7 protein-coding genes and 2 pseudogenes are annotated in these 14,785 nt (G+C 68.6%); 3 read left to right on the plus strand and 6 right to left on the minus strand.

Annotated elements, in window-relative coordinates:
• Window positions 1–42: 42 nt before the first annotated feature.
• On the minus strand, window positions 43–5,697 hold the full coding sequence (locus ACVTJA_RS13805) for an AAA family ATPase (RefSeq protein ID WP_465836824.1): 5,655 nt from the start codon (window positions 5,695–5,697) through the stop codon (window positions 43–45).
• Window positions 5,698–5,927: 230 nt separating this feature from the next.
• On the opposite strand from ACVTJA_RS13805, the gene ACVTJA_RS13810 reads away from it, so the two are divergent.
• Window positions 5,928–7,265: a cytochrome P450 gene (locus ACVTJA_RS13810; RefSeq protein ID WP_465836825.1), complete on the plus strand. Its 1,338-nt coding sequence runs from the start codon at window positions 5,928–5,930 to the stop codon at window positions 7,263–7,265.
• Window positions 7,266–7,424: 159 nt separating this feature from the next.
• Here ACVTJA_RS13810 and ACVTJA_RS13815 read toward each other — a convergent pair.
• A pseudogene (locus ACVTJA_RS13815) lies at window positions 7,425–8,093 on the minus strand (helix-turn-helix domain-containing protein); the annotation flags it as partial.
• A gap of 59 nt (window positions 8,094–8,152) precedes the next feature.
• Between ACVTJA_RS13815 and ACVTJA_RS13820 the strand changes: the two are divergent.
• Complete coding sequence (locus ACVTJA_RS13820) at window positions 8,153–8,596, plus strand: hypothetical protein (RefSeq protein WP_465836826.1); 444 nt, start codon at window positions 8,153–8,155, stop codon at window positions 8,594–8,596.
• A 50-nt stretch (window positions 8,597–8,646) separates the two neighbouring features.
• Here the strand turns inward: ACVTJA_RS13820 and ACVTJA_RS13825 are convergent, their stop codons facing one another.
• From ACVTJA_RS13825 to ACVTJA_RS13840, 4 genes are all read right to left on the minus strand, one after another.
• Complete coding sequence (locus ACVTJA_RS13825; protein WP_465836827.1) at window positions 8,647–11,265, minus strand: glycosyl hydrolase; 2,619 nt, start codon at window positions 11,263–11,265, stop codon at window positions 8,647–8,649.
• Window positions 11,266–11,431: 166 nt separating this feature from the next.
• Window positions 11,432–12,421, minus strand: coding sequence for an NAD(P)-dependent alcohol dehydrogenase (locus ACVTJA_RS13830; RefSeq protein ID WP_465836828.1), 990 nt, complete (start codon window positions 12,419–12,421; stop codon window positions 11,432–11,434).
• A gap of 181 nt (window positions 12,422–12,602) precedes the next feature.
• Complete coding sequence (locus tag ACVTJA_RS13835) at window positions 12,603–13,259, minus strand: response regulator (protein ID WP_465836829.1); 657 nt, start codon at window positions 13,257–13,259, stop codon at window positions 12,603–12,605.
• Window positions 13,256–14,320 carry a sensor histidine kinase gene (locus ACVTJA_RS13840; RefSeq protein WP_465836830.1) on the minus strand — a complete coding sequence of 355 codons (1,065 nt, stop codon included), beginning with the start codon at window positions 14,318–14,320 and terminating at the stop codon, window positions 13,256–13,258. The genes ACVTJA_RS13835 and ACVTJA_RS13840 overlap by 4 nt, the downstream gene beginning before the upstream one ends.
• A 241-nt stretch (window positions 14,321–14,561) precedes the next feature.
• Here ACVTJA_RS13840 and ACVTJA_RS13845 point away from each other — a divergent pair.
• A pseudogene (locus ACVTJA_RS13845) lies at window positions 14,562–14,759 on the plus strand (TIR domain-containing protein); the annotation flags it as partial.
• Window positions 14,760–14,785 lie beyond the last annotated feature (26 nt).

A 14,785-nucleotide genomic window follows, 5' to 3' on the forward strand; every position in this document is an offset into this window, starting at 1 on the left:
TGACCGGGCCTCAATCCCTCTCATGCGCCAGCCGGGGGCCTGTCATTGGCTCGGAGCGGGCGAGGGTGAAGGGCGAGACCGGAAACGCACGGCTCCCCGGGGGAGCTCGACCGTGAAGGTGGCACCTTGCGCCGGATGGCTTTCGACGCGGATGGAGCCGCCGTGGGCCTCGACGATTCTCCGGCAGATGTACAGCCCCAGCCCGAGACCGCCGTAGTGGCGCACCGAAACCGCTCGCTCGAAGCGCTCGAAGATTCGAGCCTGCCGGGACGCGTCGATGCCGATGCCCCGGTCCGTCACGGCGATGCGCGCCGTCCCATCGACCTGGGTGATGTCGATTTCGATGGGCTTCCCACCGCCGAACTTCAGGGCATTCGAGAGCAGGTTCGTCAGCACCTGGTCGATGCGCGAGCGGTCCCATCGGCCCATGACCGAGGGCGCGCCTCGAATCGTCACGGTGGAAGGGAGCTGCGTGGGCTCCGAGGCGAACCGCTGGACCACCTCATGCGCGAGGGAGGTGAGGTCCACCTCGGAGAGCTCCAGGGCGAAACTCCCGGACTCGATTCGCGACACGTCCAGCAGCTCGCCAATGAGCCGGTTGAGCCGCTGTCCCTGCCGCCAGGCATTGTCCACCGTCCTGTCCAGCAGCTCGGGCTTGAGAGGCCGCCCCTTCCGCGTCGCACGGACCACGCTCTGCAATGAGAGCGAGAGCGACGTCATGGGCGTGTTGAGCTCGTGGGAGGCGACCGAGAGGAACTCCTCGCGCAGGCGCAGGGCCTCGAGGGTGTGGCGGTGCAGGCGCGTGTTGTCGATGGCGATTGCCGCGCGCTGGGCCAGCTCCCGCGCGAGCTCCAGGTCCTCACGCCCATACTGGCGACCGGGCTTCGCCGAGGCGAGCGTGAGCACCCCGAGGTTCTGTCCTCGCGCCACGAGCGGAACGACCATCGCCGTGCGTGCGCCCAGCGTCTGGATGAGCGCGCGCAGGGGCTCACCCAGCCCCGAAGTGCTCAGCGACGCAGCCGAGACCTCCCGGAGGAGGGATGGCGCCACCGTGTGCAGGATGCCCAGGGAGGGTGGGGCGGAGTCCCAGCCAGGGGGACTTCGCTGCTGGACGTCGGAATGTGCCGCCGCCACCCGCTGGAACTCTCCGCTCGCCTCGAGCACGTCGAGCAGACACCAGTCCGCGAATGAGCGCACGCAGAGCCGGCTGAACCGCGCGAGGATTTCTCCGGAGTCGAGCGACTCGGACAGGAGCCGTCCTGCCTCGGCGAGGAACGCCGCGCGGCGTTCGGCGTCCTCCGCTGCCGTGCGTGCCGTCTGCTCCTTGGCCAGCAGCAGCGCATTCTCCAACGAGATGGCCGCCTGGGTGGCGAGCAGCTCCAGGGTTGCCAGCCGCTCCGGGGTGAAGGCGTCGGAGACGAGGTTGTTCTCCAGGTACAGGATGGCGACGATTTCCGCCTGCCGGAGGACGGGAAGGCACAACACCGACCTCGGCCTCTCGCGGGCAAGATACGGGTCCGACGCATACCGCGCCCGCACGGCGTCATCCAGGATGACGCGCTCCCGTGTCCGCCGCACGTACTGGATGAGCGATATCGGGACGCGCGAGGAAGAGGACGCCGGCACCGACGGCAGCAGCTCCGTCGTCACGCCCTGCTCGTCGAAGGAGGCCTCCGCTTCGAGGGTCAGCTCGCCGCCCCTGGGAATGAGGAGCGCGCCCTTCCGCGCGCCGCACTGCTCGAGCACGACCTGGAGCAGCGTTCGCACGAGCTTGTCGAGGACGAGCTCCCCGGAGATGGTCTGTGACGCCTTGACCACCGAGAGGAGGTCGAGCTGCTCGGCCGGGGCGGCGAACGTGGCACCGGCGGCGAGCGTCTTCGACTCGCGGACCTGGGGATGGTGCTGGTCGAGCTGCCGCACCTTTCCATCGGCGCCCCACCGCGAGTAGCAGGCCCGGGCCTCGCGGAGGTACGCATCGCCGACGAGCGGCAGGCCGCGCCCCCGGTAGAACTTCGACGCGAGCTCGTACGCGAGGGCCGCGTTCTGCACGAAGCCGTTGTCATGCGCGGAGCGGATGGCCTCGTCGTAGAGCCGCTCGGCGTTGAGCTCCCGTCCTTCGATGCGCGCGACCTCGGCGGATACCAGGGCCAACCGGTTCTGGTAGTTCTCGGGGCAGTGCCGCGCCCAGAGCGCGAGCTTCCGCACTTCCTCCGCGAGGCGCCGTGCGAGCTCGCGCTGCCGCTCTCCGGAGACCCGCGAATGGAGCGCGGCCAGGGTGAGCGCCAGGTAGAAGTGGTGGGTGGCCTCGATGGTCGTGGCCATCACGGCCCCGAGCATCGGCGCCACCCGCTCGGCGCACGCCAGCGCTTCGTCGTATTGCCCGAAGACGAAGGCGGAGACCTGCTTCGCGATATGGAGGGCGGCGAGCCCGGTGCCGAAGTTCGCCCGGGCCAGCATCGCCTGGCATTCGGCTTCGCTGAACTGCTCATCGTCGAAGCTCGCCAGCTCCCGCGTCCGTCCCTTCAGGTTTGCCACCAACTGCTGCTGCACGGCGATGGTCACCCGCATGACGTCGTTGTGGGATTCGCGCGCGAACGCCGTGTATCTGCGCGATTCCTGGAGGACGTCGTCCAGCGTGTCGCCCCGCTCGACCGCCAGCCAGATGGACCAGAAGCCATGGTACGCGGCGAACACGAACTCCCCGACGTCCAGAAAGGCGGGCAGCACCTTCTCCAGGATGGGCGTGACGGTGGACATCGGCTTGCGCCAGCAGTGGATGAAGTGCGCATGCAGGTAGAGGAGGATTCCCCGCTGCCGGATGTCGCCGAACTTCTCGTTCAACCGGATGGACATCTCGGAGAACTCGAAGGCGGAGGGAATGTCACCGAAGACCGAGACGAGCAGCGTGCCGTAGGCGCTGTACGTGAAGCAGGAGTCCTCGGTGTTTCCGTGCCGCAGGGAGAGGTTCAACGCCCGCATGACAATCAGGGGGAAGACCCTGGGCCGGCCGATATACGCGCAGGGCATGGCCGTGACGAGCAGCCGGAGGATGGCGCGCACGTTGGCATCGGTCGCGACCGGAGCGTCCACGAGGTCGGCGATGCGGCGTCCCCGCAGGTTGAGCGCGACCTCCCGCTGCTCCGCTTCCAGCGCCTCCCCGAGCGCGGAGTCATCGTCCGGGAAGCTCATTCCGAAGGACCGGAGTCCCTCGAGCATCAACGTCACCCCGTCCCCCGGTCTGCCGATGACCTGATACATGCGCATCCGGAGGGTCCAGACCTTGACGCGGTCGAGTTGGGTGCGCGCCTTCTCGAGCATCAGGGTGAACAGCCTGTCGGCCCGCTCGAAGTGGCCGACCAGGACCTCACTCTCCGCGAGCTCCAGATGGAGCGCGAGCGTCTCTTCGTAGCGCGTGCTCCATGCCTCCGGCGGCAACAGCCGCGTCGCCTGGGTGAGGTAGCCAACGGCCGACGCGTAGGCGGTGCACGCCTTCGCCCTCCGGCCGGCCTGGAAGTCCAGTTGGCAGAGCAATGCCCGCTCACGCTCGTCGACGATGAGCGCGGCCCCGCGGTTGAGCTGGGTGACCAGGTCGAACAGCCGCTCGTCAGCCGGGGTCTCCCCGAAGCGGGACCTCAGGAACCGGCCAATCCGCAGATGGACGGCGGCCCGCGACTCCTCAGGGATGAGCGCATAGGCCGCCTCCTGCACGCGGTCGTGGACGAACGTGTAACGGCGCCCGACGCAGACGAGGAGGCCCGCGCGGACGGCTTCCCACAGGGTCTCCCGGGTCTCCTCCTCGTCGCGGCCGAGCAGCGTGGCCGGCAGCTCGAGCTCCACGCTGCTGCCCGCGCCGGCGGCGAGCTTCAAGGCCTCCTGGGTGGCGGTGGGGAGCCGCTGGAGCTTGCCCGCCAGGAGCTCGGCGACATTGTCCGTGAAGCCCTTGGCGCGAATCTTCTCGATGTCCCAATGCCACGCCCTGGCGGACGCATCGAACGCGATGAGGTGCTCGTCATGGAGCGCGGTGAGGAACTGGATGGCGAAGAACGGATTGCCCGCCGTCTTCTCCTCCACGAGCCTCGCGAGCGGCCCCGCTTCTTCGGGAGTGCAGTGCAGCGCATCGCCAATGAAGGTGGCGAGGTGCACCTCCTGGAGCGGACGGAGCACGATGCTCGAGACCCGCGCGCCTGCCTTCCGCAGGCCCTCCAGCATCAGCTTCAAGGGATGGCTGGCGGACACCTCATTGTCTCGATAGGCCCCGACGACGAAGAGGTACCGCGTCTCGGGATGGGACAGCAGGTCCTGGAGCAGCGCGAGGCTTCCGGAGTCGGCCCATTGGAGGTCGTCGAGGAAGAGGGTGAGGGGGTGGGACTCCTGTGCGAAGGCGCCAATGAAGCGCCGGAACACGGTGCAGAAGCGGTTGTGCGCCTCGGTTGGTGGCAGCTCGGGAACCGGCGGCTGCCGACCCAGGATGTGCTCCACCGGTGGAAGCACATCGACAATGAGCCGGGCATGCGTTCCGAGTGCGGCCTGAAGCCGCTGCTTCCATTCGGCGATGCGCTCCTCGCTCCCGGCGAGGACGTCCAGCACGAGCTCCCGCACGGCCTGGACCACCATCGAATACGGAATGTCGCGCTGATAGGGGTCGACCTTCCCAGCCGCGAAGAGTCCCCGGGCGACCACGATGGGTTTGTGGAGCTCGTGGACCAGTGACGACTTTCCAATGCCCGCGTACCCGGAGACCTGCATCAGCTCCGGCGTCCCCGTGGCGACGACCCGCTCGAAGGCGGCCAGCAGAGCGGCCTGCTCCTCGTCGCGCCCATACAGCTTCCGCGGGAGCTGGAAGCGGTCGGACCCGTCGCGTTCGCCTGGAGGAAACGGCGCGATGCGCCCGTTCGCGCGCCACTGCGCGAGGCAGGTCTCGAGGTCGCGCCGCAGCCCGGTGGCGCTCTGGAAGCGCTCCTCGGTCTGCTTCGCGAGCAGCTTCATCACGATGGCCGAGAGGGCCTCGGGCACCGAGGCGAGCACGTCCGCCGGGGACTGAGGCGTTCGGGCGACGTGGCAGTGCACCCATTCGAGCGGGTCCGTCGCCTCGAAAGGCAGCCTCCCGGTCAGCATCTCGTAGAACGTGACACCCAGCGAGTACAGGTCGCTGCGCTCATCGAGGACCCGGTTCATGCGCCCGGTCTGCTCGGGAGACATGTAGGGGAGCGAGCCTTCGATCCACCTCGCGCTTCCCATGGGCCCCTGCTCACACGGCAGGCGCGAGGCGATGCCGAAGTCGACGAGCTTCACCTCTCCCGTGCCGGGGTGGACCAGGATGTTCCGCGGCTTCACATCCTTGTGGATGACATCGCGCTGGTGGAGCTCCGCGAGCGCCTCGGTGATGCGCAGCGCGAGCGGAAGGAACCGCCCCGTCTCCATGGGGGTGCCGAGCAGGGTGTCGAGCGACACGCCGCCGAAATCCTCCATGACCAGTGCTGGCAGGCCGCGAAACGTGTCGAGCGCGAGGAGCGACACCGCGGACGGGAGGTGGAGCGTGCTGACGAGCTGGTACTCGTGTCTCAGGCGCTCGAGGTCCTGCGGGCGGTGTCCAGGCGCGAGCACTTTGAGCACAACGGGACGCCGATCGCCGTCCCGGAGCCCTCGGTAGAGGACCGTTCGGCTGCTCTCGTGGAGCGTCTCGGTGACCGTGTACATGGGCGCGTCATGAGCTAGACACGCGCGGGGTGCCCGTCATGCCCGTTACCCTGGCCGGCCGTGCCGAGGACGGCCTCCGGCTCCATCGTCACGCTCCTGTCGTGAGGGTGCCGGCTTGGGGTAGGGACCGCGAGCCATGGGGACAGGCCCTCGGGCCGCCCTCCCGCCCGTCGAATCCGGGCGAGCGGGCGGCTATCCTCCTCGCGCCCTCCATTCCGCGAGGTTCACACATGTCCCGGTCCCTGCGAGGGCCTCCTTTCCGGCTGCTCCAGTCGCTGCGCTTCCTGAAAGACACCGCGGGGTTCGTCCGCGAGTGCGTCGCGCGGTATGGCGACCCCTTCGTGGCCCAGTTGCCCTCGGGCACTGTCGCCGTCACGGGAGACCCGGAGGGCCTGCGCGAAATCTTCTCCGCCGACCCGGACACCTTCGAGCCGCTGGCGCGGGTGCCGCTCGAGCCCGTCGTGGGCCTGAACTCGATGCTGCTGCTGAGCGGGGAGCGCCACAAGCGGGAGCGGAAGCTGCTCATGCCCCCGTTCCACGGCGAGCGGATGAGGGCCTACGGCGCGCAGATGCAGGAAATCACCCTGCGCGCCATGGAGGGGCTGCGCCCCGGTGCCTCGCGGGTGGCCCTGGAGATGACGCAGGCCATCTCCCTCGAAATCATCATCCGCGTGGTCTTCGGCGTCGAGGAGCCGGAGCGGGTGCGGCGCTTCCACGACGTCATCACGGCCTACACCCAATCCTATACGGTCCCCATCACCATGTTCCCGGTGCTGCGGCGCTCCTTCGGTGGGAGAGGGCCCTGGGTGCGCTTCCAGAAGAACGTGGAGGCCCTGGACGGGCTGCTGACGGAGCAGCTCGAGCGCCGGCGCGCGGACAACCTGAACCGCGAGGACATCCTCTCCCTGCTGCTGGCCGCGAGAGACGAGGCGGGGCAGCCCATGTCCGACCTGGAGCTGAAGGACGAGCTGCGCACGCTGCTCTTCGCTGGCCACGAGACGACGGCCATTGGCATGGCGTGGGCGCTGTACTGGCTCCACCGCACGCCCGAGGCGATGCAGCGCGTGCAGCAGGAATTGAGCGGGCTCGGCTCCCGGCCGGAGCCGGAGACGCTGGCGCGGCTGCCCTACCTGGGCGCGGTGTGCGACGAGACGTTGCGGCTGTTCCCGGTGGTGGCGCTCGTCAACCGCAAGCTCCGCGTTCCCTTCAAGCTGCGCGGGCACGAGCTGCCCGTGGGCATGGGCGTGATGGCCTCCATCACCCAGGCGCACTCCAACCCGGCCGTCTTCCCCGAGTCGGAGCGCTTCCGGCCGGAGCGCTTCCTGGAGCGGAAGTTCTCGCCCTTCGAGTACCTGCCCTTCGGCGGTGGGGCCCGGCGCTGCGTGGGCGCGGCCTTCGCACTGTACGAGATGAAGGTGGCGCTGGGCTCACTGCTGGCGGCGCATCGCTTCTCGTTGGTGCACGACCGGCCCATCCGGTCCGTGCGCCGCCACGTCACGCTGGCTCCCGAGGACGGTGTCCCGCTGCGCTACGAGGGGCCCGTGCCAGGTGCCGCCGTGGCGGCCTGAGGTGCCTGGCCCCACGGTGCCTGACTCCACACCCGGGGCGGGCACACCGCTCTGACTGGCTCGGGACGCATGCACCTGCATGTGCGTCCCGCCCGAGAGCACCCGCGAGGGCGCGATTCCGAAGAAGTGCCGGAACGCCTTGCTCATGTGCGCCGAGTCGACGAACCCGGCCTCGTGCGCCGCCAGCGTGAGGCTCTCGCCCGCGGCGAATCGCCGGCTGGCTTCGCGCAGGCGCTGCCACGTCCGCAGTTGCCGCGGCGTGACGCCGAGCTCGGCATGGAAGAGGTGTTGCAGGCGTGAGGGTGAGACGCCCGTGCGCGCGGCGAGCGCGTCGAGACTCCAGAGGACCTCCGGCTGACGGGATATCAACGCCGCCACCTCCTCCACCCGGGCGTCGCGCGCATACCGTCCTGGAGGAGGCCCGACCTGCCGCGCCACCCACGCCTCGAGCTCGGCGTCGCGGAGCTCGCCCGCGAAGATGGCCTCGAGCTCCTCACGCCGCCGCCGGGGCGTCCCGAGCACGTGCACGCTCTCGAAGTCGGGCAGCTCGACATGCTCGCAGAGCTGCCGGTGGTCGACCCGGCCCGGGGTCAGGTGGAGGACGCCCATCAGCGTCTCGCCACAATCCAGCTCGTGGAGGCACCCGGGCGCGATGACGAGGTGCTCGACGGCCTGCCACCGGGCGCCAGGCTGTCCGAGGCGGAAACCGAACCGGCCGTCGATTCCCACGAGCAACGCCGAGCCCGCGTGCGCATGGACGGCCACGCGCCCCAGTCGCGCGATGGACAGCACCCGGTCCTCCCACAGCTCGATGCGTGCCCGGAACATCCCCCCATCGTAGCTGGTTCGTACAAGCGCCTGGGACGCGGAGTCTCCACACTCGCGCCATGAACCTCGCCCAGAGCATCTCGGTCTTCGCGGCCGGCGGCTTCCTGCTGGCCGGCCTGTCGTTCGGCGTCTGGAAGTACGCCCAGATTGCCCGCAGCCCCAAGGCCCAGGCCTCCACCTACGTCGACATCGCCCACAGGGCCGCGCTGCTGTATTCCTTCGCATGTCTGGTCGTCGAGCGCTTCGTCGTCCTCAGCACCCTGGACGCGAACGTCGAGCTGGCCGCGGTCCTCTCGCTGGTGGGCTTCTTCGCCTTCGGGCTCTCGTCCTATGTCGTCCACGGCGTCCTGCGAGACACGGAGAACCAGTTCGCGCGTCCCCACAGGCTCGGGCGCGCCGAGCTTCCGCCCGCGGTGATGGTCGCTTCCATGGTCGCGTTGATTGCCGGCGAGCTCGGGGGCTTCGCAGTGTTGTTCTGGGGTGCCATCTCGGCCCCGACCTGACGCTGCCAGCCCCAAGGACCTGGCTGCGTCGCGAGCAGGGCGGCCAGGGCTCAAGGCAGCGGGACCACCTTCGTTCCCAGCGCCCGAGGGGGCACGTCCTCGATGCGGGTGCCATCGGTGAACGTGAGGGTGCGCGGCGCTCCGGAGTGGTTGAAGGCGGCGTAGGTCCTCTGCTTGTTCGCCGCGTCCAAGAAGGTCATGAAGAACGGCGTGTTGGTCGCCTTGAGCCCCAGGTCGGGCGTGCCGTGCGTCTGGAGGTAGCGCGCCAGGTGGTAGATGAACGCTCCCGAATCTCCCACGTCGGTGAATTTGTCATTGGGGACAATCCCATTCACCACGTCGTAGTTGGGCGCGACGGGATAGAAATAGTCGAGGGCCGCGTGCGGGTCGACCAGGGCCTGGTACTTCGCGAGCAGGCCATACCAGTAGAGATACCCGAGCCACTGATTGTCCTGCGTGAAGGGCGTATCCAGCCCCTGGGGCTTCAGCGGGTCGATGTCGTAGCGCGTGACGAATTCCTTGTACGCCTCCACCACGGCGCCGACGGAGTCCGGGCTCATGGCATGGTAGAAGGAGCACGCGGTGATGGGGATCATCGTGATGCCCCGGCCATTCACCGGATGGATGCCGAAGAAGGTGTCCCAGCGTGAGTTCGCATCGAAGAGGCGGGCCACCCCGTTGCCGGGCCAGTTGACCGGCCAGTCGCCGCCAGCGATCTGCTCGATGACGTCTCGGTAGATACCGGCCTTGTCGAACCAGTACACCCATGACGAGTGGACGGCGGCGGCGTAGTGCGTGATGCCGTGCTCCATCATCTCCGGCTGGCTGGTGGCCGCGCCCCACAGAATCACGCCGGCCCAGAAGTGGATGTCTTCCGAGATGGACTCCTCGTTGTTTCCAATGACGTCGCGCCAGGAGAGGCCCGACGCGTAGCCGTGATTCTCGTAGGCGTCCCAGCAGCGCATGTCTGGGAATTGGAAGAGGGGATTGGGATTGATGGCGGGGGTGTTGGCCACGTCGAAGACGTACTGGTTGATGGCATCCTTCCAATCCGCGCCCCAGGCGGGGTCACGCAGGGCAATCTGGGCCGCGGCGAAGATGAAGTAGCCGTAGTGGAAGTGATGGTCATTGCACCGGGAGATGGCCCCGAAGGTGTCATACGGAGGCACGTCGGTGTCCGAGGGGAAGGCGATGCTGGGCCCCTGGCCGTTCGGGTACTGGAAGAGGCTCCCCACCTCGGAGTCATAGACGGTGTAATACGGGGCGGCGCCGGGCTCGCGCTGGGTGTACGTGGGGTCCTTGCGGAAGTAGAGCTGGATGGCTTCCCGGGTGGCCCGTGTGACTTCTTCCGCCAGGGCGGCGTCCTTCTGCGTGTCCGCGATGGAGGGCACGGCCACCATGTTGCGGGTCAGGAACTTGCCCAGGGTATACGCCGGCTCTCCCTGAAGGGTGTTGGTGTTGGTGTAGGGCGGGTCGTCGGAGCCGTGCCGCCGGACGAAGACGTCGTTGACCCACTTCTCGAGCTCGGCCCGTCCGTCCTGGTCGTTCGCGTCCAGGGGCGGCAGCCAGGGGAGGATGCCCGGGTAGGCGTAGCGGCAGGTGAAGCTGCTGGTATCGAAGACCCGCAGCACGCCACGCACGGTGAGGAAGCGCAGCTCCTCGCCGGCCTTGTTCCGGAGCGGTGGCGGGTTCCCCTGCAGCACCGGGGCGCTGTCACGCATCGGGCTCGGCAGGTAGTGCCCCGGAAGCAGCCCGTGAATCGTCTTGTCCACCTTCGAGCCCAGCACGTTGTTTGTCTTCAGCGTGTACGTGGCGTCCACTGACTGGCTGGCGGGGTCATAGGCATACGTGACGGTGGAACCGGTGGGGTACGAGAACGCCGCCTCGGCCAGCGTCGTGAGCGCGGAGGCGTCGTCGAACCAGTATTCCGGCAGCGTGCCCAGGACGAAGAAGTTGCTGGCCGTCGCGTCGTTGAAGGTCAGCGTCGGCTCGGTGGCCGACGCGTCCTGGTAGCGGGCCGCGCCATCCGGGAAGAACAGGACCGTGGTCCCCTGTACACGCCAGGCGACCTTCACGCCGCCGACGTCGACCGTGCCATGGGCATTGCCCGCCGGGCCAGTCATGAACTTGAAGCCCACGCCGGGGAGCTTGACCGCCGTGAAGTAGAGGAGGGGGCTTCCTCGAACGACGCCCATCTGGAGCTGCGCGTCGCAGGGGAGGGAGGCGGGCCGGATGGAGGCGTCCGCCGCGCGCATGACGAGCTCCGCGTCGTAGTCGCCCATCCGGTGGACCTTGATGGCCCGGGGCAGGAATCCCGGCAGGACCTGGAGCTGGGCGCTGAAGTCGGCAATGAGCTCCGTCAGCTGGTCCTTCGAGTTCGTTGCCGGGCCGCCCGGCCCCGGGATGAAGGCGCCTCCAATCACGCGCACCGTCTCCTGCATGAGCAGGAGGCCCGGGTCCGCATTGCCGGAAGCACTGAACGAGATGGCCCAGGGATGGGGGTAGACAGGGAGCTGGGCCATGGTGGACCGCTGGTACCGCCCCTCCGCGTCCTGCCCCAGGTACACCGATGACGTGTTGTCGGCCATCAGTATGGGGCTGAGCCAGCTGTTGGTCTTGTAGGGCCACGGGAGCGCATCGGTGCAGCTCACCGCATGGCTTCCAGCCATGGGCGCATTGGCCCCTGGATTTCCGACGGTGCTGCGCTGTGTCTGGATGAACCCTGCCCCCACGGGGACGGGTGAGCCCTGGGCCCACGCATGGGCCCGCGACGGTGCAGGTTTCCTGTTGTCCATGACACCAGGACGCCCGTGCCGCTCGGGTGTGAACGACGTTTCACTCAGCCTCCCGCACGCGGAGGACCACCTTCCCTCGGACGTGTCCGCCCTCCGCGTATGCAAACGCATCAGCGGCCCGCTCGAGCGGGAACACGCGGTCGATGGCGACTCGCAGCCGTCCCTCGACGAGCAGGCCACGTACCTCCTCGAGGTCGCTCGCGCGCAGGCTGTCGTCGATGGTCAGCACCTCGATTCTTCGTCCCCCGGCTCCGAATCGGGCCTTCCCGAGGAGCAGTGCCTCGAAGAGCTGGCGGTTGGTTCCACCCACCATCACGTAGGCGCCACCTGGAGTGAGATGCTCCCGGTAGTCCGCGAGGGAACGGAAGCCGTTGACGCCGAATATCGCGTCGTAGCGTTGGTCGTCGTTCACGACGTCGTCACGCGTGTAGTCGAGGACGCGCTCTGCTCCGAACGACCGGACGAGCTCGACACTCCCGGGACCACACACCGCGGTCACGTTCGCACCGTATGCCTTGGCGATTTGAACGAGGAACATGCCGACGCCACCGCCCGCGCCCTGGATGAGTACCGACTGCCCCGGCCGCACCCTGGCCCGTTCTCGAATGGCTTGCAGGGCCGTGACGCTGGCGAGCGGCACCGCCGCGGCTTCGATGAAGCTGAGGCTCTCTGGCTTCTTGACGATTGCCTGCTCGCGCACGCAGACGTACTCCGCGAAGGCGCCCAGCCCGTCAGCGAAGAAGGCCTCGCCGAACACGTCGTCTCCGACCGTGAACCGGGTGACTCCGGGCCCCACCGCCTCGACGACTCCCGCCACGTCGGCACCGAGAATCGGCCGCCTCGGCCGCAGGAAGCCGTTGTGCAGTCGCACCAGGAATGGATTCGCGCGCATGAGGCGGTAGTCCATGGCGTTGAGGGACGACGCGTGGACGCGCAGCAGGACCTGCCCGGCCGCGGGCTTCGGCCGAGGGACACTCTTGACCCGCAGGAGCTCGGGGCCCCCGTAGCGCTCGTGAACGACGGCCCGCATCGCCCCATCGCGACCGTCAGGAGGGGAGGCCTCGCTTCGAGCAACGGGGGTGCGAGACGGAGTGGATGGGAATGTCGTCGTGTGGGTCGTCATGCACGGTGAGCATGCGCGGCGCCCAACGACAGGACATCGAGCGAAAGGTCATTTCGCGCTCAGCCGAAAGTACGAGCTGGAGCCCGTCTCAGCGCCCGACCCGCTTCGTCTCGTACGCCCACACGGCAATCTCCACCCGGTTCCTTGCCCCGAGCTTGCCCATCAGGCTGGCCAGGTGGCTCTTCACGGTACTCAGGCTGATGTGGAGCTCCTGCGCGATCTCCTCGTTCGTCCGGCCACGCGCCACGGTGAGGAGCACCTGCTCCTCACGCTCCGTCAGCGGCTCGACGGGCTGCGCTGGAGCGCTTGCCGCGCCGAGGTCGGCGAATCGCTCGAGCAGCCGGGCGGTCACCCTGGGGGAGATGAGCGCGTCGCCACTCGCGGCCGCGCGAATCGCCTGCACGAGCAACTCAGGGCCCGCGTCCTTCAGGAGGAAGCCCCGGGCGCCCGCCTTGAGCGCGCCGAAGACGTATTCGTCGAGGTCGAACGTGGTGATGACGATGATGGCCAGCGGCTCCGTCACGCCGTGGCCTGCAAGCCGCCGCGTGGCCTCGATGCCATCCATCCCCGGCATGCGGATGTCGAACAGGCACACATCGGGCCGGAGCTCCTGCGCGAGCTGCACGGCCCGCCTTCCGTCGGAAGCCTCACCCACCACCTGGATGCCCGGCTGCGCGTCCAGAATCATCCGGAGGCCCGTTCGAACGAGCTCCTGATCATCAGCCACGAGCACCCGGATGGTCACGGCACGCCTCCATTCCGCGGCAGGGCTGCGTCGACCCGCCACCCACCGTCGGCACTCGGACCGGCCTCGAGCGTCCCTCCGAGGAGCGCGGTGCGTTCGGCCATTCCCACCAGTCCGAAGCCCGAGCTGCGGCGCCCGGACGGTGTCTCGCCATCGTCGCGCACCGTCAGGCGCACGACGGCGCCATCGGCGGCGACGCGCACACGGACGTGGTTCGCCTTGCGGGCATGCCGGATGGCATTGGTGATGGACTCCTGTGCCAGCCGGTAGAGGGCTGACTCGACCGAGGGCCGGAGCCCGGTGAGGTCTCCGACCAGCTCCACCTCCACGGAGGGCGTGTCCCCAGCGTGCCGCGCGAGCTGCTCGATGTCGGCGATGCGTCCCTGAGGCGCGAGCGCGGCGGCCTGGTCGTCCCGAAGGGCGCCCACCATCGCTCGTAGCTCGGCGAGCGTGCGCGTGGCCTCCCCCTCGATGGCCTCCAGTGCCTTCGCGGCAGCGTCCGGCCGCGTTCCGATGACCGCGCGGCCAGCCTGGGCCTGGATGGTGATTGCCGTCACATGGTGCGCAACGGTGTCGTGGAGCTCGCGTGCGAGCTGCTCACGCTCGCGGAGCCTGGCGTGCTCGAGCTCTCGCCGGTGCGCGGCCGCCCGAAATCGGACCGACGCACCGAGCGCCCCCGGGAAGAGCATTACGACCGCCCCGCCGATGGCATCGGTCATCCCCTGCATCTCCCCGCGGAGCGCGGAGGAGGCGTATGCGCCCACCATGAACAAGAGCCCGACGGCGACCTCTCGCCCCGAGCCCCAGCGAAACAGCGAGTACGGCAGGAGCAGGACGCAGGCCCCGGTGTAGGGCGAAAGGTTCGGACCGCCCAGCAGCACCTCGGCCATCGAGACGACAATCGACAGCCCGAATGCAACCGCCGTTGCGGCCAGCGGGTTCGTTCGTCGAAACCACAGGGTGCCAACCAGCGCCACGCCGAACGCGATCTGCACGGGTCGCATGGCGAGGCCCTCGCGCAGGAGCCCCTCGGCAATTGCCGCGGCCATGAGGGCGAACACGAGCCCCCAATCCCACCTCGAAGGCTCACTTTGGCGTTCGAGACCGGGCTCGCTCCACAGCGCACGTAGCTCGCTCCACACGGCGGGGAGAGTACCCGAAGAGCTTGGGACGGAGAGGGGACCGAGGAGGGCTGCTGCCTCAGGCACGCCTCTTGAGGCGTCGACCCTGCCCCCGCGCACAGGGGAGCAGCCCGGCGGGCTGCGGCTACAATGAAGCGCCGTGAAGCCCTCCTCACCCCAGGTGCGGCAAGAGTCCCCGCCGCACCAGTACGACCTCGCACTGTCCTTCGCCCAGGAGGACCGCGAGCTGGTCGAGCGCTGTGCGCGCCTCCTGTCGGAGGCCGGCTATCGGGTCTTCTATGACCGGTGGGAACAGCACGACCTGCTGGGGAAGGATTTGTTCGCCCACCTGGACTCCGTCTACCGCGAGGCCGCCCGGTACTGCCTCAGTCACTCGCGTCCCAT

The sequence above is a fragment of the Pyxidicoccus sp. M6 genome, from assembly GCF_055568925.1.